Below are 22,757 nucleotides of genomic sequence, written 5' to 3' on the forward strand. Positions count from 1 at the left end.
TCTTTATCCAGCAGCTCCTTCCAGTGAGTCGCACCTTATGTTGTGAAATATACAAGCCGGCCATTAGGTCGGCTTTTTAGTATGGAAATCATGGCGATTTTTAGGGTTTCGAGCCCAACAACTCGCATATGTAATTGATATGTGATTCAGCAAAGGATTCGTCCAGAGGCGCGTGACCTATCAACAGGCGCATATAAACCGGTCCATAGATCAAATCCATAAGTACTTCGACATTTGAACCTTTTGAAATGTCGCCGCTGTTTTTCCATTCGTCAAGCATCTCTCTGACGACTGCTCTACGGCCGTAATGAAATCGCTCACGGAAGACGCGAAGGATGGCTGGATCAGATTGACCCTCGGCGATAATTTGAGCGACGAGCCGGCCAGGCCATCCTGAATATTGGTTCACCAAAGAATGGAAATGGTGTGCTATAGCGTCGCGTGGGCGCATGCCTCGAGGAAACGTTGTTTTAATCAAATGCTGCTCAATAAACGCATCGATTACCACAGAAGCCTTGGATTCCCACCATCTATAAATGGTCGCCTTGCTGACTCCTGCCTCTCGAGCGATCGCTTCAATAGAAATCGCTTGAATCGATTTGTCTTGAAGGAGGCTGATAGCAGCCTCCAGGATCTGTCTGCGCGTCGCTTCACTACGAGGACGTCCAGCAGGCGATGAGGTGTTCTTAAGCTGCATTGATGGGTTCCTTGGCTCCGCGGCCTGGGGATGTTCTGGCTGATTCATTGCGTGCATTTATAAACAAAACGAGACGATCAGTATATTTGCTGCAAGACAAAATTACCAATTCGGTGTTAGGTTCCAAATTCCGATAGAACAGACCAAGCAACGGGGGCCATAGAGGCAGATCTATCGAGAAAAGCGCTCATTTTTGATCTTTACAAAACGGTGCGTGTCGTATAGCTTTGAGTCCTGAAAACCTGGTTCAGGTTCATTCGAGTCAATAAAAAGAGGAAGATCACATGAAGCTCGGCCGAATTTCTGTTAACGGGCCCGACGGCGCCGAAGCCCGTTTGGTGCTGGTAGTTCCTGAAGAGAATCGGGTCATCGACCTGAAACGCGCGCTCCATGAACAGTTGGTCAAGGAAGGCTCTTCCCGGGAATCCGCTCTGCAATATGCCAATGCTGTTTTCCCTGGCAGTATGTCGGCGGCAATTGCACTGGGCACACCGTTTACCCAGGCTGCTGAAAAGATCAACGCAAAGCGGCCAGATGCACATTCAATCTCATTCGATAGCGTGAATTGGTTGCCAGCCTCGGATCCCTCAGTGGTGCGGGATGGGCTGACTTTCGTTGGCCATATCAAGGGCTTCCATGAAAAGATTGGCGCGCCTCCCACTCCAAATCTTTTGAAGGTGCCTGGCTACTTCAAAGGAACCCCGCATACGGTCATTGGGCATGAGGCTGAAGTTCCTTGGCCGGGATACATTCAGTACATGGACTACGAGCTTGAGCTTGGTTACGTCATCGGCAAGCGTGCAGAAAGTCTGCGTCCTGAAAACGCGCTTGATCATCTGTTTGGCATCACCATCTTCAACGACTTCAGTGCCCGCGATTGTCAGGCGGTCGAAATGCCGATTGGGATGGGTCCCACCAAGTGTAAAGATTTCGCCTACGGTATAGGGCCTTGGATTACCACAGTCGATGAATTCAAAGACCTGGACCGGATCGGTATGGAAGTTCGCGTCAATGGCGAGACTTGGGGTAAGGGTGATAGCTCCAATAAGCTGTGGACGGTTGGCGAACTCATCGCATGGGCCAGTCTTGGTGAAGTTATCGTTCCTGGCGATGTGATCGGTTCGGGTACCATGGGCGGTGGTTCAGCTTTGGAGCTTGATCGTAAGCTCCAACCAGGTGATGTCGTCGAAATGATCGTTGAGGGGGTCGGCACCCTGCGCAACACAATGGGGCAACCGATCCCGGATCTTTGGTGGCCCGAAGAACGCAAGCCATTCATGTGACGCGTAGTTAAAACTCACGCGCGCATCAGAGATTTCAGGCCCGGCAATGGTTCGGGCCTGACATAACAAAAACGCATTCTTTGATAGGTGTTGAAATGAACATCCTTGGCCCGGACACTTTGTATTTTGGTGTTGACGATGTCGCGCTAAGTGAGCGCTTCCTGGAAGATTACGGCCTTGAGCCGGTTGGGGGCGGACGCTTTGAGGCATTGGATGGAACTGGTGTAGTTATCAAACATCGTGACGATCCGTCGCTACCTGCCTGGAATTTGCCGACCGCAAACATGTTGCGCAAGACAATGTATGGCGTAAAAGATATCGCGACTCTCGCGAGCATCCGGAAGGAATTTGAGGGCGAGCGTGAAGTCAAGGTTCTGGCCGATGGTTCACTGGAGTTAGTGGACGATCTCGGATTCGCTCTGGGCTTTCAAGTTTCGATCAGAAAGCCGCACAAACTGCCCGCCGAGCGCGTAAACGCGCCGGGAGATATTCACCGTCCTGCGAACAAAACCGGTGTGGATGAAAGTTCCGAGCTCGCTCCCAAGCCACGAACGCTCTCTCACGTTGTCTATTTCGTTCCAGATATCGAAAAGGCCGAGCGCTTCTATGCGGATCGTCTGGGCTTCAAACTCACCGACAAATTTGTCGGGATGGGTCCATTTCTGCGTCCTGCGGGTACTTTCGACCACCACACCCTTTTCTTCATTCAAACCCCGCCGCATTTGCAGGGATGCGAGCACTTTACCTTCCATATGGGGGGGCCTCAGGAAGTACTGCAAGCCGGCTATGCGTTCGCAGCTAAAGGTTATGAGTCATATTGGGGGCCGGGGCGACATAAGTTTGGGTCTAACTGGTTCTGGTACTTCAACACCCCGTTGGGCTGCCACATTGAATACGACGCTGATATGGATCAGCACGACGATGACTGGTCGCCGCGCGTAGCTCCTGCAATCATGGATAACTCCCAGGTGTTCCTCTTCCAATGGCGTGAAAAGTGGGCTCCTGGCGGCAAGCCTGATTAATAAGGGGGGGTAAGTTGAAGGTGGCAAAATCTGATCGCCGCAGGCTTTGCCATCTCGAGCAAATTGCGCCAGGCCAATCTTTGGGGTTCAGGAAGGAAAGCACAGGTCCCGACGACATTTTTTTAGTCAATGACTGCGGAAACATCTATGGCTATAAAAATTCTTGTCCCCATTGGCCCGGTTCAACTATGCCAGTTCGCAAGAATCGATATCTCGACAGCGAGTCCAGTCATATCGTTTGTAGTGGTCATGGTGCGTTGTTTGAAATTAGTTCGGGGTTGTGCATAAAAGGGCCCTGTATTGGCTTGCGTTTGACTCCTGTGAGTTTGGAGATTACCGAGATGAAAGAAATATTTTTACTGGAAGAGTAGCATCCAGAGGATTTTTGGCAGATCCCTATATTATTTGATTGCGTCAATTTCCATTGCCAAAAACAAAAACAAGAAAGGAACGTGTGATGAAGACTCCAGCTGATTTTCGCCTGGTGATTTTTTTTGGTGTACTGCTGTTTGCCGCCAAATCGATGGCGCTTGAAGGAGGTGCTTCCAGTTATCCATTGGGTATTGTAACTGTCATGAGTGGGGCAGTAGGTGCTCCAGGTGAAACCCACGCCTATACATACAATAAAACTGTTGCCATAGATTCAATTCGAGATGGGCAAGGAGATAAGGTATTTCAAAAGGCTAAAGGAAGAGTTCACGCTCATGCTTTGAGATTAGTACATACGCTTGATGGGCCAACACTACTTGGCGGGAACGTTTCATTGCAGCTCGCAGTTCCTTACGTTGCCGGTCACCTGGATATTCCTGCATTGGGAGCATTTGGTAGAGACTCCTCGAATGGAATGGGCGACCCATTATTCGGTGCCTTGGTCAGCTGGCAGTCTCCAACCTATCTTCATAACCTGGAGTTGGATTTTGTAGCGCCTTGGGGCAAATATGATGACCACGCCTTGATTAATCCAGGAAACAATAGTAAGGCAATTTATGCTGCTTACGCCTTTACCTGGTTTCCAATGCCGCAAGTTGAGGTCAGCTCGAAGATCAGTGTCAACTACAGTTACGAAAATCCAAAGACTGACTATAAATCTGGAGTGCAGGTCGTTGCAGACTATGGATTTAACTATCGACTGACCCAGAACTGGCTGGCAGGTATTGGTGGATATTTGTCGACTCAGTTAAATGATGACCAGTCCCACGGGAATGATGTAGGTAATCGAACCAGATCCATAAAGGTCGGCCCGCAAGTGGGCTACGCAAGTCGGGATTTTGGCATAGTACTCGGCTATCAAAAAGATGTTTATGCTCGAAATGCTTCGGAAGGCGACACAGTGATGCTCAATGGAATGTTTAAATTTTAATTAGGTGCTGCAATTTTACGCTTGGCTTCTAGTGCAAGCGTTTTTTTTAAAAAATCATTGTGGCGATTTGGCTTTATTGCCCCTGACGCCATCTGCCATTCAGCGCGTGTCGATTCTTAGGTATAGAGAATCGATACATGACGCTATTTTGTCCCTTTCAGGTTGAACTCTTAACCTCAACTTTTCTTGCAGTTACCTTGCAGAACATAACAAATGGAAACGTACCAAACGGTACGTTCTGTTTTTTTTGTAATTTTCGCCGCTTAGTAGATGAACGGTGAGATTGTGCCTGCGCGTTGTCTGTTCACCCGGCAGGAAAGGGGTCGGCAACTTTCAAGCCTCAAAAGATCACAACTATCTGTCTTTCAGCGCTTTCTGTAGGTGGATCCTCGGATTTAGACGCTGCCTGGGTAACGAGATGCCAGCCCCCCCCCAACAGGGAACCGTAGGCAAAACACATCACCCCGGGCTTGACAGGCCTGGTTGATAGCTGTAAATATACGAAACGTCCCGTATCGTATAATTTGATGGGGATAGTCATATCGCTGATGCTCGGTGAGACCCGAATAGGTATATGAGTTTTCGGAAGGAACGGTTAAGTAGCGTAAAATTTAAGTTAAGCGAAGCCTAATACAAAAACAAAAGAGGTTCGTATATGCGTGTAATAAAGTCTACTGCGTACTCATATCCGTCGCCTTCAGGGCGGCCAAAGTTCCTATCATGCGTTCTAGCAGGCGGTGCGCTGAGTGTGATATCGATGAGTGCAAGTGCATTTCAAATTGATACGGGCGACAATGATCTTAGTGCACGCTGGGATAACACCCTCAAGTACAGTTCTGCATGGCGTCTGAAGGACCCAAGCAGCAAGCTTTCGAAAAGCGAAGTCAGCCTGAACCAGGATGACGGTGACCGTGCTTTTGATAAGGGCCTTATCTCTAACCGTTTTGACCTGCTCTCGGAAATGGATATCGGTTACCGTAATTTTGGTGGTCGTCTAAGCGGGGCAGCCTGGTTCGACACCGAATACCAGAAGGACAACGATAACAACAACCCCGCGCGCGCGAATCAGGTGTCGGTTGCCTATGACGAATTCACTGATGACACTCGACATCTGCACGGCGGTGATGGTGAGTTATTAGATGCATTCGTCTACTGGAATGGTGAAGTTGCGGATCGAGCTTTGTCCTTTCGTTTGGGTCGTCATGGCCTGATTTGGGGGGAAAGTCTGTTTTTCGGGGCCAACGGGATTGCTGGCGGAATGGCCCCGGTGGACGTGGTAAAGGCTATTTCAGTACCCAACACCCAGTTTAAGGAAATCACCAGACCAGTTAGTCAGTTGTCTACTTCCTACCAACTTACTGATGCGCTTTCGTTGGGTGCGTTCTATCAGTTTGAGTGGGAGGAAACACGATTACCTGCGGCGGGTAGCTATTTTTCCACCCTCGATATGATGGGAGAGGGGGCTGAGCGCCTGATTGTCGGGGAGCCATTCCCTGATTTTCTCGGTGGTAATCCAAGCAGCCCTGCGGCCTTTTTTCATGGTAAGGACAAAAAAGCCCGGAGTTCTGGACAGGGTGGCCTGCAGTTACGCTATGCAGCTGAAACTGTTGATTACGGGCTTTATGCTATCCAATACCATGATAAAACCCCGCAGTTGTACCTCCGTCCTGGCGTAGGCGCCCCTAATTTTGCAACCGGACAAGTAGGTGAGTTCTTCTGGGTGTATCCGGAGGATATACGCGCACTGGGCGCAAGTTTTACCACGTCAGTTGGTGAGTATAACTTTGCCGGGGAAGCGTCTATGCGCTGGAATATGCCCCTGGTATCGAATGGTCAGGTCGTACTGCCAGATGTAGACGCTGACAATGACAATCATCCACTTTACGCGGTCGGGCGGACTGCCCACGTGAATTTGAACGTGCTTGCATCTCTCGAGCCAACTTTCATATCCAATGAGGCCAGCTTGATCGGTGAAATTGCCTGGAACCGTTTGTTGAAGGTTACTGAAAACCGATCAGCACTGGATCCGAATGCTACAGATGACGGGGTAGGGCTAAAGTTGGTGTATACACCAACTTATCGTCAGGTTTTCCCGGGCATCGATCTTGGTGTTCCGCTAGGTGTCAGCTACTTCCCAATGGGTAAGTCGGCTGTAGTTGGCGCTTTCGGTCCTGATAAAGGTGGTGATTTCAATATCGGTGTAACCGCCACCTACCTTGATCGTGTCACTTGTGGTTTGACGTACACACATTATTACGGTCCATCTGACACTACGCTCAATGAGGCCAGCCAGTTTAATTACAAGCAATCATTTAAAGATCGGGATTACCTGGCCTTCTCTATCAAGAGCACTTTCTAAGAGGACTTGAACATGATTTCTCGAATTAAATTCAGTGCTGCTTATTTTTTCATAATGAGTGCTATTGCTTTTAGTGCGTCCGCGATGGCTACCGGAGTGGATGATTTAGGCAAAAGCCTGACCCCCTTTGGCGCTGAACGGGCTGGTAACGCGGATAAAACTATCCCGGCATGGGAGGGTGGATATACCACCGTTGATCCGTCTTATCAGAAGGGTGGTAAGCGTGGCGATCCTTTCGCCGCGGATAAACCACTGTTCAGCATTACTTCGAAGAACATGGCTCAATACGCAGATAAGCTGAGCGATGGTGTTAAAGAAATGTTCAAACGGTATCCAGACACCTATCGAATGGATATCTACCCAACACGTCGAACAGCAGCGGCTCCGCAGTGGGTATATGACAATACAGCCAAGAATGCGGTTAATGCCAAGCTGGTAGAGGGTAGCGCGGGTCCAATGCCCGAAGGGGCTTATGGCGGTATCCCGTTTCCGATTCCGAAAAATGGTGACGAGGCGATGTGGAACCATCTGCTGAGTTGGAGCGGTACTTCCATTACGCGGGACGCTCGCTTTTATTTGATGACTGCTGATGGTCAACAGGTAATGACTACCGATGGTAAGGCTATCCAAGAGATGCCGTATTACTTTCAGGATGGCTCGGCGCAGACTTTCGATGGCGATTACTGGATGATTCGCCTGCTTAATATTGGTCCACCGATTCGTGCTGGTGAGCAGGCGATGGATCGGGCCAATCTCAATGCCGATAAATCACAGACGCATATCTACCTTGCCGGCCAACGGCGAGTGCGCAAGGTTCCTAACTCCTGCTGCGACACGCCAGCGCCTTCAACAGCAGGCGTGATGGCCTATGATGAACTGTCCGTTTATAAAGGGCGGCTCAACCGGTTCAATTGGAAGTTAGTAGGTAAAAAGGAACTTTATATTCCCTATAACACCAATAAATTCTTTACCGCAGGCAAACCGGAAGACGTACTTGGTAAGCGGCATCTTAATCCAGACGTCTTGCGCTGGGAACTGCATCGTGTGTGGGTTGTCGAGGCAAATCTGAAGCCTGGCGAGCGCCATCAAATGGTTAAGAGCCGTTACTACCTGGATGAAGATACCTGGCAAGCGCTGTTGGGCGATCGTTGGGATGCAAGTGGTCAATTGGCCAAAACGCTGTGGGCGCTACCGGCAGTCATGCCAGATATTCCTGCCCAGGCTTCTGTCTCGTCGGGGTTCTATGACTTTATGTCCGGTACTTGGTTTGTACTTGACCTGCTCACTGGACAGTCCTCGCAATGGGGGATTGTCGAGCGTTTCAAGAAGTCTGACTTCTCGCCAACAGTAATGGCGGGGCAGGGTGTGCGTTAACGCTAAGACTCTCTGAAAAGCACCGACAATCTCAGTTGTCGGTGCTTTTGCGACACGCGGTTCAAGAGATAATAAAAATGATAATAAACAGTCGTTTAAGTGCCTTGGCGTTAGCTTTGGCTTTGTCTGCTTTAGCTTCGCTTGCTTGTGCTGAGGGTGGAGCCGTAGGCTCTGTCCTGAGCTCATCGGCGATGCAAATCGCCACACCCGCTCATGCTGTTCTGATTGATTTGGCACGTGCTGGTGATCGACTGATTGCGGTTGGTGAAAGAGGCGTCATTGTACTTTCCGATGACAATGGCCAGTCCTGGAGACAGGTGCAGGTACCGGTCTCAGTCAGTCTGGTTGCGGTTCAGTTCATCGATGACGAACATGGCTGGGCAGTCGGACACGGTGGCACAGTGTTGGCCACTGCGGACGGTGGTGAGCGCTGGAGCCTCCAGCTTACGGGTATACAGGCTGCAGAGATTGAGTTAAAGGCAGCTCAAGATATAAAAGCTAATGCAGTCGATGCCGACGCGGCTGATATGCGCATTTCCAATGCCGAACGCCTGGTAGCAGATGGGCCGGATAAACCATTCCTGGCGTTGCATTTTCTTGATGCCAACCACGGCCTCGTAGCCGGCTCCTACGGAATGGTTTTTTCTACTCAGGATGGTGGGGCAACATGGCAATCGCTAATAGGCAGCATCGAAAATCCGTCGCTTGTGCACATCTACGCGATTGCTCGGAAAGACCACCTTTGGTTCCTTGCCGGTGAACAAGGTTATGTAGCTCGCTCAACAGATGACGGAAAGTCTTTCAAACAATTGCCAAGCCCATATAACGGTAGCTTTTTCACTGCGAATGTACGGGGTGACGGAGCTCTGCTAATCGCGGGACTTAAAGGCCATGCCTATTTGTCATCTGATGATGGTGCCAGCTTTAATCAATTGAAGGTCTCTAGGCCGAGTTCAATCAGTAGTTCCGCTCGATTGCCAGATGGAAGTGTATTGCTAGCCAATCAAACTGGTGATTTGTTCAGTAGCTCTACCTCAAATGGTTTAGCACTTAACCCGGTGGGCAACCCGCTGGGAATTCCCGTGAGCAGCATTGTTGAGGCGGTCGACGGTAGTCTGATTACCTCCGGTTTTGCTGGTTTGTCACGTTTTTCACATCCCGCCACTGAAGTTTCGGAGTGAGCATATGAATTCCGCTCGTCATCCTTCCCTGCCTGAGTCAGGCATATTTGATCCAAGGTCAGGGACCTTGGTTGAGCGTGCTCTATTCAACCATCGCCACTGGGTGCTTCTGCTATGTCTGCTGACAACGGTCCTGCTCGGCTGGCAATCCACTCGACTGGGATTGAACGCTAGTTTCGAGAAGATGATCCCGACTGGTCATCCCTATATTGCCAATTATCTAGCCAATCAAAAGGAGCTCTCCGGACTCGGTAATACGGTGCGAATTGCGGTTGCGAACAAGAAGGGGGATATCTACGACACTGATTACCTGCGTACTTTGCAGTCCATGAACGATCGTATCTTTTTGCTGCCGGGCGTGGACCGCGTGTACATGAAGTCGCTATGGACGCCTTCCACACGCTGGGTTTCGGTTACGGAAGATGGGCTCGATGGTGGGCCGGTCATTCCTGACAAGTACGACGGCAGCCCCGCATCCCTTGCTGAGTTACGAAGCAATGTGCAGTTGTCCAACGAGATAGGACAACTGGTAGCCTTCGACCAGCGGTCCAGCATCATTTCCATTCCTTTGCTGTCACGCACGCCGGAGGGCCAGCCCCTCGACTACGCCAAACTTTCTGCTCAGTTGGAAGCGCTTCGCGCCGAGTTTCAAAGCGACAACATTGACATTCACATCACGGGGTTCGCAAAGAAGGTAGGGGACCTGATAGATGGCCTGGGGCAAATCATGCTGTTCTTTGCCGCCGCCATTGCTATCACGACAGTAGTGCTCTATGGCTACACCCGATGTCTACGGAGCACATTTCTGGTCGTGCTTTGCTCGGTAGTGGCAGTTGTCTGGCAGCTTGGTTTGCTGCCGTTGCTGGGGTATGAGCTTGACCCATATTCGGTCCTGGTGCCCTTTCTGGTGTTTGCCATTGGCATGAGTCATGGCGCCCAGAAAATGAACGGCATCATGCAGGATATTGGTCGCGGCATGCACCGAGTGGTTGCCGCGCGCTTCACGTTTCGTCGCCTGTTTCTCGCCGGTCTGACTGCACTGCTTTGTGATGCGGTGGGATTCGCCGTGTTAATGATCATTCAGATAAAAGTCATTCAAGATTTGGCCATTATCGCTAGCATCGGCGTTGCGGTTCTGATTTTCACCAACCTCATTTTGCTACCCGTCCTGCTCTCCTATGTCGGCGTCAATCGCTGCGCAGCCGAGCTAAGCCTCAAGAGCGAACGGGCCGAGCAGAGTGGGCAAGCGCGACACGTTTTTTGGCGATTCCTTGATCTATTTACTCGAAAACCATGGGCCTTGATCAGCGTAGTTGTCAGCCTGGTGGCTGCTGTGCTGGGCTTTATGGTCAGCTTGCATCTGGCAATTGGCGATCTTGATGCGGGAGCGCCAGAGCTACGTCCAGACTCGCGTTATAATCTGGACGATGCCTTCATGACGCGCAGCTACGGGGCCAGCAGTGACCTGTTTGCCATAATGGTGAAGACGCCGAAGAGTGCCTGCTCTCGCTACGACATCTTGCGCAAGGTCGATGATCTAGATTGGCAGTTGCGTAGTTTGCCCGGTGTAGATTCAACCAACTCCATGGCGCTGCTAAATCGTCGTATGTTGGTAGGCCTGTCTGAGGGCAACTCGAAGTGGTACGAGCTGCAAAACAACCAGGCAATGCTCAACATGATTACCGCCAGCGCGCCACGTGGACTTTACAACGAGTCCTGCAGCCTGCTGACGCTTTACGTTTTTCTCAAAGACCATAAGGCTGAAACCCTTTCGCGCCTGGTTAATCACGTCGAAGCTTTTGCAGCGGCTAATGACACCGATGAAGTCAAATTCCAGCTTGCTGCCGGCTCTGCAGGAATAGAGGCGGCAACTAACATTGTGGTCAAAGAGGCCAACCGCGAAATGCTGTTTTGGGTGTACGGCGCGGTTATTTTGCTCTGCCTCATCACCTTCAGGTCCTGGCGAGCGACTTTGTGTGCCGTAATTCCGCTTATGCTCACGTCGATACTGTGTGAGGCATTGATGGTCGGGTTAGGTATTGGCGTAAAAGTGGCGACGTTGCCGGTAATCGCTCTAGGTGTCGGTATCGGGGTTGATTACGCGCTCTATGTAATGACCATCATGCTGGGTTTCTTGCGCGAAGGAAAAAGCCTCTCGGAAGCTTACTACCGTGCGTTGGTCTCCACTGGGAAGGTAGTAATGCTCACAGGGATAACTTTGGCGATAGGTGTTGGTACCTGGATATTTTCCCCCATCAAGTTCCAGGCTGACATGGGTGTTCTCCTGGCGTTCATGTTCGTCTGGAACATGGTGGGGGCTCTTCTCCTGCTGCCGGCACTGGCTTACTTTCTTTTGCCTTCCACCCCCCGGAGCGAGGCTTCCAGCAGCAAGGTGGCCAACCCCATGGCGTTGAGTGAACAACCCACTTCAGGTCATCCACCGCGTCTGCACCGCGCCATCTCCTGATCATTGCGCCACGGCGTATTACGGTTGATCAAGGGCTTTCATAACAACTGCGGCGGGGGAATATAGCGCGCGGATAATCCTGGACCTGGTTCAGGTTTTTCTGGCCATTGACGCTGCCTACGTTGGGAAGCCCGTAGCGACTCCTTCAGTGGACATGTTTCCCTGTCCCCTGGCGCACCACCACTAGCATGAAGAGGGGATGGGTATGTCTTTGGTGAACCGGTTACTGGGTAATCTCTCGGTGGGAGCCAAGCTGTCGATCGGTTTTGGCTTGGTGCTGCTATTCACTCTCGGGGTGGGAATTGCCGCGTTTCATTCTTTGAGTTTGTTGGGGGCGCGCGGTGAACAACTCCGTACTGAGGACTGGATTCAAACGTTGATCCTGCAGGCTCGTATCGCGGAAAAAGAATATGCGCTAAATCTTTCTCCTCTGGCGCAGGATCAAGTGCGAGGTGCAATTGACCAACTCATTCGCCATTTTGATGATCTCCCCCAGAAAAACAGCGCTGAGTTAGCGATGCGGGATGCGTCCAGCGACTATTTAAAGCAATTCCTGAGTTATGCCGAGTCGCTTCAGCGAGCACGCGAGGCTCGCTTGCGCATGCAAACACTCGCCCAGACAGCGGGTGAGAGCTTCACCTTGGTATTTCTCGATCAACTGGATGCATTGAGCGAGCAACAACAACAAGGAGCCTCTCCAGGCAGTGGGAAACTGTTGTTGCTGGAACAGACCACCGCTCTGCGTGACAAGCTGGCGAAGCTCCGTGACAGCGAACTCTATTATTCGTTGGATGGTGAGGAGCGCTTCCGTAGCGATTGGGAGATGAGCATGAGCGACCTGCTGTCTTCAATGCAGGTGCTCAATCTTGATGATCAGGAAAAGGTTTCGTTGCAGGCTGCAAGCAATGCTTTGGGAGATTATCGAAAAGCCTTCGAACAGTTCGTTGCTAGCCGCAAGCAAATAGCACTTAGTAGCGAAGCGATGAACACGCAAACCCAGCAAGTCAGCGGGTTGCTGGATAAGGCCAACCAATTTCAGAGCCAGGCGATTCAACGCGATAGTCGCAGCGCATTCCTTCAGCTTGGCCTTATCAGCCTGCTGGCATTAGCGTTGGGTGTTGGCGCCAGTCTATTAATACGCCACTTGATACTGCAGCCTTTACGTCGGGTTGTTCATTTGGCGCAACAGGTTGCTGCAGGCGACCTGAATTGTGCGCTTGACGGTAGTAGCGGTCGCCATGATGAGCTTGGGCAGCTATTGGATACGGTCAATGGCATGCTAGGTAGTTTGAGAGGCTTGGTGGGTCGAATTGGTTCCGGGGTAGGCCTGCTCAATGGAACGGCAGGGAGTCTGGCAGAAGTCATTCAGCGCAGCAGCCGGGGTGTTGAAAGACAACGACTGGAGACTGAAATCGCCGCAACCGCAATGCAGCAAATGACCGCGATGGCCAGCGAAGTTGCGCATAATGTCAAGGAGGCTAGTGCTGCTGTCACTCTTGCCGATGGCCAGGCGCGCGAAGGTGACGATTTGGCACGCCAAGCGGGTTCCAAGATCGATCAATTAGCTTTGGAAATGACCGGCTGCACTGATGCCATGCAATCTTTGCTGCTGGAAAGTACCGCCATAGGCGGTGTACTTGACGTTATTAAGGCTGTAGCAGAGCAGACAAATTTACTGGCATTAAATGCGGCCATAGAAGCTGCGCGAGCGGGTGAACATGGTCGTGGATTCGCGGTAGTTGCTGACGAAGTGCGTGGATTGGCGCGCCGCACACAGCGTTCTACTGCGGAAATCGAAGGCTTGATCAGTCGACTGCGTGGGGTTGCCCATCAGGCAACTGAGCGGCTTCAAGGGAGTCATGTACTAACAGGAGAAACAGTGATCCTTGCTGGTCAGGCATCTCAGGCATTGACGCGTATTACCCGCGCGGTATCAAGCATTGAGCAGATGAACAAACAAATCTCGGCGGCAGCGGAGCAACAACAAGTTTTGGCACAACAGGCGAGCCAGAACATAGTGCGGGTGCGCGAGGTGGCAGAGGAAAGCGCCCAGGAAAGTGTGAAATTGCAGCAATTGACGCTCGAACTCCAGCAAGTGGATCAGGAGTTGAATGCAGCGGTCGGTCACTTTCGCACGTAAGTATTTTCATCCAGTAGCGAGTTACGCTCCAGCGTATACCCCCTTCGAGCTGGAACAGGCTGGCCAGATCAATTCGCCGTGCGTTGAGCTGCGCCGCCGAGTGGCCAGAAAGCATTTCCACCAAGTGCAGTTGTATGTCCGGATAACGCCCACGCATTGCGTTGATCAACGGCAACGCAAGCACCGTTGCGGTAGTCAGCGGTAAGCCGACGCTGACACAATCGCTCATTCGCCCGTCAACTGGGCATGGTGTAAAAACGCGAATCCGGCGCTAGTGGGCGTCACACCGGAGGAGGTTCGATTCAGGAGGCGGGTGCACAGTTCGCTTTCCAGCTTGTAGATTTTTTGACTGAGGGCTGACACACCAATGTCCAGTTCAAGTACCGCACGCCCCAGGCTGCCAAGCTCGATGATTTTTACGAAATAACGCAGTTGTCTCAATTCCAATGTGGCGGCTCCCAGCGAATGTGTTGTTCCAATAGTTGAACGTTTGCCACGCAAGTTACGAAGTCGAAATAGCCACCCATCGCTAGCAGTCAATGAAAGATGCTCAGACTCGCGGTTGTTCCCCAATGCTCAGTAATCAACGCCTATTCAGGACCAACGACCTCTCACTACCAGCCCCAGCAATTCTCGATGTCCGCTGACTCCTACCTTTCGATAAAGTCGCTTGATGTAGGTAGCGGCGCTTGAGCGCTGGATGCCCATCAGAGGCGCAATGTCTTCCGCCCCCAGGCCACTGAGCAAATGCCTGAGCAGTTCACGGTCCCGACGAGTGAGTTCAGGAAAGAGTAACTCGACGCGTTGACTTAACAGGGACGGCATCTGATTGGCTTCGATAAAAGCGCGATAGTGCAATCGCGTGACTTGAATCAGTAACGGCGCAACCGATTCGATAACTTCAATCTCGCGCTGATTGAAATTACCGTGCTCACGACCTCGATAGAAGTTGATCGACAGCCAGGCCCCGCCCTCTTCCTGATGATTGAGCAAGGCCATGCGCTGAGATATTTGTGGTTGCTCGTAGCAGACTCGCCGATAGTCACGATGGGTGATGTCTTCAACTGATTGAAGCTGAGCCAGGATTCGCGCGCCGCCGTATTTTGCCCGATGGTCGAGCATCGCTTGGCGGTTGCCGTCCAGGCTGTGAAAACGCTCGACGTAGTCCCGTGAGATGCGCGATATCTGCACAAGTCTTGCCTGATCGGAGCACGACAACACCTGAGGCTCCTGGCCTTGCGGATAAGCGAAAATTGTACATTGAGCCAGCGGCATTTCACCCCGTACCAAGGTCAGTAACTCTGCCGCCAACCAGGTTCGGCAGTCCTCGCCTACCCGAGCCAATAGATGAGCAATTTCCCCCGTCGTCAATGGGCTCTGATGGTAAGCGTTGGTAAGCAGCCAGTGGTTCATTCAGGGATGAGTTCACGTGATGAAGGTTGGCGTTCGTGGGGTAGCGTGCGTACCAGCATGGCAGCCACCAGTAACAGCAGCGCAGCGTACAGACAACCGGCGGTATAGGTATGGGTAAGGTCTTTCAGCCAGCCGACGACTAAGGGGTTTAGGGCAGACCCCAGATTACCCACTGCATTGATCACCGCGATGCCCACCGCCCTGGCTTGAAAACTCAATGAGCGATCCGGCAGGGTCCAGAAAATCGACATGGCCGTATAGGAACCCGTCGCCGCCATGCAGACCCCGGCCAGCTGCACGATCGGCTCACTCGACAGGGCCGTGCAACACCAGCCTGTTGCAGCCAGCAGCATTGGAAGCGCCAGGTGCCAACGCCGCTCTTGGGTCAGGTCCGAGTGTCGGCCCCAGAGGATCATGCCAATGATGGTGCATATTTGCGGAATTGCCGACAACAATCCGATCAGCGTATTGCTCTGGCCAGTGCTGAAGCTCTTGACGATCAACGGCGTCCAGACTGCGATCATCGCCAAGGTGTTGACCAGGCAAAAGTACACCAGACAGAACAGAATCACCGATGGCGACAGCAGCTCACGTCCCCAGTGAGCGTGAGGGGAAGGTGCCTGACGGTCACGCTCGATCAATTCGGCCAACTGCAGCTTCTCATCGTCGCTCAACCAGCGTGCCTTGCGCGGCTGATCATCCAGATAACCGTACACCGCCAGACCGAGTACGACGCTGGGTAGTCCTTCAAGAAGAAACAGCCATTGCCAGCCTGCCAGACCCCAGTGGCCATCCAGCCCCAAAATGGCACCGGACAAGACCGAGCCAAAGCCTGCGGTAAACGGCATGGCGATCATGAACAGTGCATTGGCACGAGCCCGGTACGCCGCCGGAAACCAGAACGTCATGTACAACAGCACACCGGGCAGAAAACCTGCCTCGGTGATACCAACCAACGCACGCAACCAATACAGACTGGCTGCGTCATGCGCAAACAGGGTGGCTGTCGACGCGAGTCCCCAAGCAATCATCAGGCTGCCAATCCAGCGACGGGCGCCGACTTTCGCCAGGGCCATGTTGCTGGGGATTCCGCAGGCGATGTAGGCCAGGTAAAAAATCGTCGTTGCCATACCGAACTGGGTACTGCTCAAACCCAGATCGTCCATCATCGTCAGACCGGCGAAGCCGATGTTGATACGGTCCAGAAATGAAAAAACGAAGCAGATGAACAGAAACCACAGCAGGCGTTTCGAGACTTTGGCAATGACCGGCGGCTGAGCGCCGGCCTCCTTGCCAGAGTTCACAGCAGGACGGGATGGCATAGGGTGATCCTGTTTTTGTAATTATTGGCTGATGCGAAGTTTCACAGGTCTTGCCCGGCGCATTCGATCAGTGCGTCGAAGCGCTCGGCATCGTTCAGTGCCTCGGCCGCCAGCAGCGCCAGCTTGACCAGAAACAACTCGCTGTCGTTACCCGTACGATCAATCGCCTTGGCAAGTCGGTCATAGGCGCGCTCGAGGTCTGTTACGTTCATTGACTGGCTCATGGGTGGTCACTCCCGTTGTGGCCAAGGGCCTGTTTCAATCCATGGCGCAAACGCTCGCCATCCAGCTGCAGCCAGCGGCCGCAGACATGCTGGTCCGGGCGTGCCAGATAGACTGCACCCGGGTGCTGCACGCCGTAACGTGTGCTGAACAGATTGTCGCAATCGGCCAGAGTCAGGTCGGCGTGTTGCACCTGACTGGTGCCATTCATGGCGATCGCGATCACTTGAATCGGCACTCCCTGACGGCGCAGCGCCTGGACTTGGGCAACGGCTTCGACATCAAGTGCCGCCGCGTCAGTGAAGCAAATCAAATGATAAGCGGGCGCCAACTCATCGAAGAGATAGTGCTGCTCCGCCAGACGTACATTCAGCAACGGTGCACCGTTGCGCGGCCCGCCGGTAAACAATTGATTATCGTCGTTCACCGCGTTGAGTTGCGAATCGGCATAATCGTGAGCCCTTGAAGTCCGCCAGTGATAGAGCGGGCGCACGAACTCCCGGGTCAACGACAGCGATAGCACCGCATCGCGCAGCAGTCGATAACCGCGGCTAGGCGGCGCCATGAACCGCGTGCTCTTACCGGCCTCTTCAATGATTTCACGAGCAGCCTTGACCCGTTCGTCACTGTAAGAAGCCAGCAGTCCGGCACCGGCCAGGCCTTTGATGTGCAGGGCCAGTTTCCAGCCCAGGTCGTGGCAATCCTGGAAGCCGGTATTGGCCCCGCGCACGCCGAAAATCGGTAACAGGTGCGCCGCGTCTCCGGCGAAAATCACGCGGTCGTTGATGTACTCCGCCAGGGTCAGCGCCCGGGCCGAGTACACCGAACTCCAATCCAGCTCCCATACCGGGTTCACGACGCCGAGCATCGCCAACTGCGCATCAATGCGCTCACACAAGGAGTCGGGGTGCAGCGCCTGCTCGGGCGTTTCGTCCACGGGCAACTGGTAATCGATGCGCCAGATATCGCCAGGCTCGCGGTGCATCAACACGGTGTTGCCGGGGTTCCAGGCGGGATCGAAAAACGCCAGGCGTTCAGTCGGCAGATCGAGCTTGATGCGGATGTCGGCAATCACGAACCGCCCTTCATAGGACGCCCCTTCAAGCTTGAGCCCCAGCAACGAGCGCAGTCCGGATCGGGCGCCATCAGCGGCCACCACCCAATCAGCCTCCAGGCTATAGGTATCGCCCGGGGTATCGACTTGTAACACCGCACCGTCGACGCCTTGCTCGATATCGATGACTTTGTTGCCCCAACGCAATTCGATCAGTGGTTGTGCCTGGGCAGCCTCTACCAGATGTTGCTCGAGGTACTGCTGTTGCAAGTTGGTCATCGGCGCAAAACGATCGTGCTCGTCGACCGGGGCTTCCATGCGAAAAACGCGCTGGCCGCGGTAGTACGAATTGCCGAAACGCCAGGGCAGACCCTGTTCTGACACCACCCCGGAGACCCCCACTTGCTGGAAAATTTCCATGGATCGACGGGTGAAAACAATTGCGCGGCTACCTTCACAGACTTGCTGTTGAGCGCCCAGAACAGTGCTTCTGATCCCGTAGCGCGCCAGTTCGAGCGCCAGCGTCAGGCCAATAGGTCCGGCACCCACAATCGCAACGGGCGAGCGATTGACGATGCTTGGGGACGGTACGAAAGCAGGATAAACCTGATAGGGAAAATACAGAGATTGATGGGGTGCGATTTGAGGCTGATGCATGGTCCGGCGGCTCCCGGCTTATTGTTATCGGGGACAAATTTTGTCTTTGAGCCACTCTAAACCCGAGCGCTCAGAAAGATGTCCCCTTCTGGGGACATCTTTCTGAGCGCTGGTATTGACCAACTGCTAGAAAATCGCCAACCGGTAGTGACTTATGAAGGCGGTAGGGATCCAGTCGCGGTATACGTTGGAAAAGACATCATCGACTCGGCTGGTGGATGCTCGTAGGTTGAGGACAAGACAGCATTGAATCGATCGCCCAACAGGTTCCAGGCACGCTTCTTCTCTTCGGCATAGTCGTGATGTAGGTAATGGCGCCTCACCCGCGAACCGGCCAGCACATGGTTTTGGCAGCGGTCGATGACGTCCAGGCTGACACCCAAGGCTTGCATCATGGTCGCCCCCGTACGGCGCAGGTCATGCGGAGTCCAGTCGCCGTTTTGGCCGTCGGCAAGGACCAGGGTATCGTCATGGCACCGTCTGGAGAGGGCCTTGCGGTTTTTGAACCGGGCCTGGCGATCGCCGACCTGTTTATATGGCGCGCTGTCTCTGAGCATTCTGGTTTCCGCGATGCTGGCGCCATTGACCAGTCGGCTGATCGCCCGCTACGGCGGTCGCCCCATCCTGGCCAGTAGCGGCCTGGGTGTCGCCATCGGATTATTTCTGATGGCCAGCTCGACCTCGTTACCGATGTTTCTTTTGTCTTGGGCAGTGATTGGCGTCGGCATGGCGCTGGGGTTGTATGAAGCCCTGTTCGCAGCTTTAGGTTCTCTATACGGGGAGCAGGCCGGCACTGCGATTACCGGGGTCACGCTTATTTCAGGGTTCGCCACAACGCCGTCATGGCCCGCGGTGGCGCTGGTCATCGATTACGTTGGCTGGTGCGTGGCGTATGGGGTGTTATTGGTCATTGCCGTGGCACCGCTTTATCTCTGGGTGCTGGCGCGTGGCGTAGGGCCACTCGCCCAAAGCCATTCAACGGGTGATGAAAACCTCTCAATCGACCTGCGGATCTACCTGTTGCTCAAACTGATTTTTGCGTTAGGCGCAGTGATCATGACGGCGATGTCGGTCCAGCTGATTTCATTGTTGCAGGGGCAGGGTTACTTGCTTGCAGCCGCCATCGGACTGAGCGCGTTGCTGGGGCCGAGCCAGGTAGGATCACGTGTTCTACAAGTTTTTTCGCGTAAGCGACAGGCTTCGCTGCCGCATCCTGGCATGGGCTCGATGGCGTTGCATGCGTAGCCAATGATGCGCGGATGCTGCCGCACCAATCCAGGTGACTGGCGCAACGTGCCGGCCCCGCCTCGCCCGCACCGGTGGTGCTAATGAAGACCACAGCGGTGACATCTTGGGTAGCCATAGTCGCGAATTACAAATATGCAGCCGATGGTAATTCTACCGAGGCGTCAGGAATCGCTGGATAAGTTTGTGTATTTGTTGAGACGCTATGGTCGGGCTCAATGCTCGCGTCAATCACCGGTTGGCAATGCCGAGCTTCTGCGCCACTTTCAGGCACAGTCTTGCACTCAGCTTTTGAAACCGTGACCCCAAGCGACGATTAGTTCAGCGTGTTGTCAATTCTGGCGTTAGGAATACTCTTTATGGTCAGTTCCAGTTCATCCCAGTCGATGCAAGACTTCAGTCAAAACTTGCGCCTTCTCTGCGGATATTATAAGTCGGTGGCGAAGGTGTGCCGCTCCCTTGATATCAACCGCCAGCAGTTCAACAAATACTTGGGGGCGCAAGCGACTCCCTCGTCCTTTACCCTGCGCAAGATCTGCGCTTTTTTTGGGGTGGATGAGGAGGAAATATTCTCCGAGCATGAATCCTTCCGCACTCTGCTTAACAGGCAACGCACGACGCGAGAGCCGGACAGTGCGGTACCAGCCGGTTTTTTCCCGAGCTCCGCGCAGGCGTTGTCGAAGTACCAGGGTTACTACTTTGTCTATTTGTTGTCGCCTTCCGCGCCGGGGGAGGTGATCAAGTCGATTACCCGCTTGACCCGCTCCGGCGAAAAGATCCTGAGTAAAACCTACGAGCGGATGAGGTTGGGCGATGACCAGCTGAAGAGTTTCGGCATCAATAAATATCGTGGGTTCTGCTTTGCCTCATCGGATCTGATTTACATCGTCGAGCGCGAGTACCTCTCGTCCCGGGGCTATATCTGGTCAGCGATTTATCCCTCCTACCGCAGTCGTTTCCGTTTTCTCAACGGCTTGGTACTCGGCGTTTCGGGTGACAATTTCCGCCGTCCTTTTGGTGCCCATATTGTATTTGAGTACCTAGGCGAGTCGATCGACCTGCGTAACGCTCTCACCAGTTGCAGCTGTTTTCCGATTGATGCCCCTGAGATTCCCGACGAGGTGAGGGCGCGGCTGCTGGTACATCCATCAGAAGGTGAGTTCAACCTGGTCCCTCCGCTGTTTTAGTCTTTTTTAAAATAGACGCTAGGTGACGCTTTTGGGTGTCACCTGGCGTTTTTTTATTCGTGCTCGCGAAATTGAGCTGGCTGTGCGTCAGATCAATAATGCCATACACCACTTAAAAGTCAGTTTCGTTAACGGCCAATCACATCATTCATTCCAGTTGAATGAGTGCCTGTTTCTACAAGTGATCCGCTGCGCCCACCATAAAAATAAGAGGAACACCGATGAAGTTAAAAAGAACATTAATGGCGGGGTTGATGGCGCTGTCCGTTGCTGCGCCGTTGACCAGTGGTTTGGCGTATGCGGCAAACAATACCTTGGTTGTCGCTGATCGAGCCTCTTTCAAGGATTGGGATCCAGCCTCGGCCTTTTCGGAGGAAGTGCGGGTACTGGGCAATATCTACGAGACACTAGTCGTATATAACGCGCCAGGCAGTGCTGAGGAGTTTTCCCCCGGGCTTGCCACGTCCTGGGAAAGCAGCGACAACGGCAAGACCTGGACCTTCAAGCTGCGGCACGGCGTTAAATTTCATGACGGTTCGGCCTTTAATGCTGCAGCGGTCAAAAAGTCCATTGATTACGTCAAGCAGCTGAAACAGGGCGCTGCATTTGTATGGAACGGTCTGGATACCGTCGAGGCCCTCGCTGACGATACGGTAGTGCTCAAGTTTAAGAGTCCCACTCCAGCCAATCTGATCGCGGCAGGCCAGTATGCCGCTTACATCATTGCCCCGGCGGCGGTGGAGAAAGGGCATGACTGGATGATGGCTCCCAACGCCATCGGTACCGGTCCCTATAAGCTTGGGCAGGTCGAACAGGGCCAGCAAGTGGTGCTTGAGCGATTCGATGGCTACTGGGGAGGTTGGAAAGAAGGGCAATTTGATCGGGTCATCGTGAAGGTCGTGTCCGAAGCCTCCACCCGTACCCAGATGATCAAAAATGGCGAGGCCGGTGTCGCCTGGGATATCCCTCTTGATCAGCTCAAGGTGTTGGGAGAGGACCCCTCCATCAAGGTGAGCACCGCGCCTTCGTGGAAGAACTTCCAATTTTTGATCAATACCCAGAAGTACCCTACGAACAACCTGGCATTTCGTCAGGCGCTGCAATACCTCTGGGACTATGAAAGTGTCACCAAAGATATTTTGCATGGCTACGGCAGTGTTCCCAAGGGGCCTTTGCCCACCAGTATCTGGGGGCATGCCAGCGTGCCTATGGCCTCTTACGATCTGGATAAAGCCCGGCAATTGTTGGAAGCCTCCGGTGTACCTAAGCAGGACTGGAAGGTCTCGATGCAGTACATCAGTGGCATCTATGCAAACGCTGCAGAACTATTCCAGGCGACGGCGTCTCAGGTTGGCGTTGAGGTGGAGTTACTCCCCGGCGAGTGGGGTGTGATCTGGGATAAGGCAAAGAAGCTGGATACCGCTCCCAACCTGCAATCTATGGCTTGGTGGCCGACGTATCCGACACCCAGCGATTGTCTTTTCAGTGAGTTCCATACAGAGAAAACCACGCTATTCAATCTGTCTCACTACAGCAACCCAAGCTTTGATCAGTTGATCGAAGAGGCGGCGGCGCTAGAAGGCAGTGATCGGGCCAAATCCACTGAAAAATACGTGCAGGCCCAGCAGCTACTGGCCAAGGACGCTCCTGCGATCTGGTACGCCGACGTGCAGCAGATACGCGTCTCCCGCAAAGACATTAAGGGTATGGAAAAGAGCCTGAATCCTGCTTATGAGGCGATTCTCTATTACAACTTGAATCGCTGAATGCTGAG

General features: G+C 53.1%; 16 protein-coding genes and 4 pseudogenes. 13 read left to right on the forward strand and 7 right to left on the reverse strand.

The annotated features are described in order from the left end of the window. Positions 1–100: 100 nt before the first annotated feature. The gene (locus tag PSJE_RS08250) at positions 101–697 is read right to left on the reverse strand and encodes a TetR/AcrR family transcriptional regulator (RefSeq protein ID WP_208601454.1); all 597 of its coding nucleotides are present in this window, start codon (positions 695–697) and stop codon (positions 101–103) included. A 284-nt stretch (positions 698–981) separates the two neighbouring features. On the opposite strand from PSJE_RS08250, the gene PSJE_RS08255 reads away from it, so the two are divergent. From PSJE_RS08255 to PSJE_RS32135, 10 genes and pseudogenes are all read left to right on the forward strand, one after another. Further along, the gene (locus PSJE_RS08255; protein ID WP_090454432.1) at positions 982–1,980 is read left to right on the forward strand and encodes a fumarylacetoacetate hydrolase family protein; all 999 of its coding nucleotides are present in this window, start codon (positions 982–984) and stop codon (positions 1,978–1,980) included. A gap of 95 nt (positions 1,981–2,075) precedes the next feature. Next, positions 2,076–3,002: a VOC family protein gene (locus PSJE_RS08260; protein ID WP_056723238.1), complete on the forward strand. Its 927-nt coding sequence runs from the start codon at positions 2,076–2,078 to the stop codon at positions 3,000–3,002. A gap of 20 nt (positions 3,003–3,022) precedes the next feature. Beyond that, complete coding sequence (locus tag PSJE_RS32125; protein ID WP_095152447.1) at positions 3,023–3,373, forward strand: Rieske (2Fe-2S) protein; 351 nt, start codon at positions 3,023–3,025, stop codon at positions 3,371–3,373. Positions 3,374–3,459: 86 nt separating this feature from the next. Further along, a complete protein-coding gene (locus PSJE_RS08270) occupies positions 3,460–4,362 on the forward strand; it encodes a SphA family protein (RefSeq protein ID WP_090454436.1) in 903 nt (300 codons plus the stop codon). Positions 4,363–5,017: 655 nt separating this feature from the next. Continuing rightward, positions 5,018–6,721 carry a DUF1302 domain-containing protein gene (locus PSJE_RS08275; RefSeq protein ID WP_090454438.1) on the forward strand — a complete coding sequence of 568 codons (1,704 nt, stop codon included), beginning with the start codon at positions 5,018–5,020 and terminating at the stop codon, positions 6,719–6,721. Positions 6,722–6,775: 54 nt separating this feature from the next. Continuing rightward, positions 6,776–8,095: a DUF1329 domain-containing protein gene (locus PSJE_RS08280; RefSeq protein WP_235863960.1), complete on the forward strand. Its 1,320-nt coding sequence runs from the start codon at positions 6,776–6,778 to the stop codon at positions 8,093–8,095. A 77-nt stretch (positions 8,096–8,172) separates the two neighbouring features. Beyond that, positions 8,173–9,276, forward strand: coding sequence for a WD40/YVTN/BNR-like repeat-containing protein (locus PSJE_RS08285; protein ID WP_090454442.1), 1,104 nt, complete (start codon positions 8,173–8,175; stop codon positions 9,274–9,276). Between the two features lie 4 nt (positions 9,277–9,280). Further along, positions 9,281–11,743, forward strand: coding sequence for an efflux RND transporter permease subunit (locus PSJE_RS08290; protein ID WP_090454444.1), 2,463 nt, complete (start codon positions 9,281–9,283; stop codon positions 11,741–11,743). 982 nt (positions 11,744–12,725) lie between these two features. Then, positions 12,726–13,025: pseudogene (locus tag PSJE_RS32130) on the forward strand (HAMP domain-containing protein); the annotation flags it as partial. Further along, positions 13,020–13,883: a methyl-accepting chemotaxis protein gene (locus tag PSJE_RS32135; RefSeq protein WP_408003801.1), complete on the forward strand. Its 864-nt coding sequence runs from the start codon at positions 13,020–13,022 to the stop codon at positions 13,881–13,883. The pseudogene PSJE_RS32130 and the gene PSJE_RS32135, both read left to right, overlap by 6 nt. Here the strand turns inward: PSJE_RS32135 and PSJE_RS08300 are convergent. The 6 genes and pseudogenes from PSJE_RS08300 to PSJE_RS08325 all read right to left on the reverse strand — a co-directional run. Beyond that, a pseudogene (locus PSJE_RS08300) lies at positions 13,877–14,330 on the reverse strand (LysR family transcriptional regulator); the annotation flags it as partial. The gene PSJE_RS32135 and the pseudogene PSJE_RS08300 overlap by 7 nt on opposite strands. 147 nt (positions 14,331–14,477) lie before the next feature. Then, a complete protein-coding gene (locus tag PSJE_RS08305; RefSeq protein ID WP_090454446.1) occupies positions 14,478–15,296 on the reverse strand; it encodes a helix-turn-helix transcriptional regulator in 819 nt (272 codons plus the stop codon). Beyond that, positions 15,293–16,618, reverse strand: a complete 1,326-nt coding sequence (locus PSJE_RS08310) for an MFS transporter (RefSeq protein ID WP_090454448.1) — start codon at positions 16,616–16,618, stop codon at positions 15,293–15,295. Before PSJE_RS08310 ends, PSJE_RS08305 begins: the two co-directional genes overlap by 4 nt. Positions 16,619–16,659: 41 nt before the next feature. Beyond that, positions 16,660–16,830, reverse strand: coding sequence for a DUF2783 domain-containing protein (locus PSJE_RS08315; protein ID WP_235863940.1), 171 nt, complete (start codon positions 16,828–16,830; stop codon positions 16,660–16,662). An 8-nt stretch (positions 16,831–16,838) separates the two neighbouring features. Continuing rightward, entirely contained in the window at positions 16,839–18,551 is a 1,713-nt protein-coding gene (locus PSJE_RS08320) for an FAD-dependent monooxygenase (RefSeq protein WP_090454452.1), read from the reverse strand. A gap of 152 nt (positions 18,552–18,703) precedes the next feature. Further along, a pseudogene (locus tag PSJE_RS08325) lies at positions 18,704–19,084 on the reverse strand (site-specific integrase); the annotation flags it as partial. Between PSJE_RS08325 and PSJE_RS08330 the strand changes: the two are divergent. The 3 genes and pseudogenes from PSJE_RS08330 to PSJE_RS08340 all read left to right on the forward strand — a co-directional run. Then, positions 19,083–19,745 (forward strand): annotated as a pseudogene (locus PSJE_RS08330) (MFS transporter); the annotation flags it as partial. The pseudogenes PSJE_RS08325 and PSJE_RS08330 overlap by 2 nt on opposite strands. Positions 19,746–20,155: 410 nt before the next feature. Next, the gene (locus tag PSJE_RS08335) at positions 20,156–20,983 is read left to right on the forward strand and encodes a helix-turn-helix domain-containing protein (protein ID WP_090454455.1); all 828 of its coding nucleotides are present in this window, start codon (positions 20,156–20,158) and stop codon (positions 20,981–20,983) included. Positions 20,984–21,204: 221 nt separating this feature from the next. Then, positions 21,205–22,749, forward strand: a complete 1,545-nt coding sequence (locus PSJE_RS08340; protein ID WP_090454457.1) for an ABC transporter substrate-binding protein — start codon at positions 21,205–21,207, stop codon at positions 22,747–22,749. Positions 22,750–22,757 lie beyond the last annotated feature (8 nt).

Origin of the sequence: Pseudomonas jessenii, assembly GCF_002236115.1 — a bacterium.
Classification (GTDB): domain Bacteria; phylum Pseudomonadota; class Gammaproteobacteria; order Pseudomonadales; family Pseudomonadaceae; genus Aquipseudomonas; species Aquipseudomonas jessenii.

Coding starts and splice junctions, on each gene's coding strand:
- PSJE_RS08260 (WP_056723238.1), top strand. CDS start 2,076: ATGAACATCCTTGGCCCGGACACTTTGTATTTTGGTGTTGACGATGTC.
- PSJE_RS08320 (WP_090454452.1), bottom strand. CDS start 18,551: ATGCATCAGCCTCAAATCGCACCCCATCAATCTCTGTATTTTCCCTAT.
- PSJE_RS08340 (WP_090454457.1), top strand. CDS start 21,205: ATGAAGTTAAAAAGAACATTAATGGCGGGGTTGATGGCGCTGTCCGTT.
- PSJE_RS08280 (WP_235863960.1), top strand. CDS start 6,776: ATGAGTGCTATTGCTTTTAGTGCGTCCGCGATGGCTACCGGAGTGGAT.
- PSJE_RS08285 (WP_090454442.1), top strand. CDS start 8,173: ATGATAATAAACAGTCGTTTAAGTGCCTTGGCGTTAGCTTTGGCTTTG.
- PSJE_RS08275 (WP_090454438.1), top strand. CDS start 5,018: ATGCGTGTAATAAAGTCTACTGCGTACTCATATCCGTCGCCTTCAGGG.
- PSJE_RS08270 (WP_090454436.1), top strand. CDS start 3,460: ATGAAGACTCCAGCTGATTTTCGCCTGGTGATTTTTTTTGGTGTACTG.
- PSJE_RS08290 (WP_090454444.1), top strand. CDS start 9,281: ATGAATTCCGCTCGTCATCCTTCCCTGCCTGAGTCAGGCATATTTGAT.
- PSJE_RS08305 (WP_090454446.1), bottom strand. CDS start 15,296: ATGAACCACTGGCTGCTTACCAACGCTTACCATCAGAGCCCATTGACG.
- PSJE_RS08335 (WP_090454455.1), top strand. CDS start 20,156: ATGGTCAGTTCCAGTTCATCCCAGTCGATGCAAGACTTCAGTCAAAAC.
- PSJE_RS08310 (WP_090454448.1), bottom strand. CDS start 16,618: ATGCCATCCCGTCCTGCTGTGAACTCTGGCAAGGAGGCCGGCGCTCAG.
- PSJE_RS08315 (WP_235863940.1), bottom strand. CDS start 16,830: ATGAACGTAACAGACCTCGAGCGCGCCTATGACCGACTTGCCAAGGCG.
- PSJE_RS32135 (WP_408003801.1), top strand. CDS start 13,020: ATGCTAGGTAGTTTGAGAGGCTTGGTGGGTCGAATTGGTTCCGGGGTA.
- PSJE_RS08255 (WP_090454432.1), top strand. CDS start 982: ATGAAGCTCGGCCGAATTTCTGTTAACGGGCCCGACGGCGCCGAAGCC.
- PSJE_RS08250 (WP_208601454.1), bottom strand. CDS start 697: ATGCAGCTTAAGAACACCTCATCGCCTGCTGGACGTCCTCGTAGTGAA.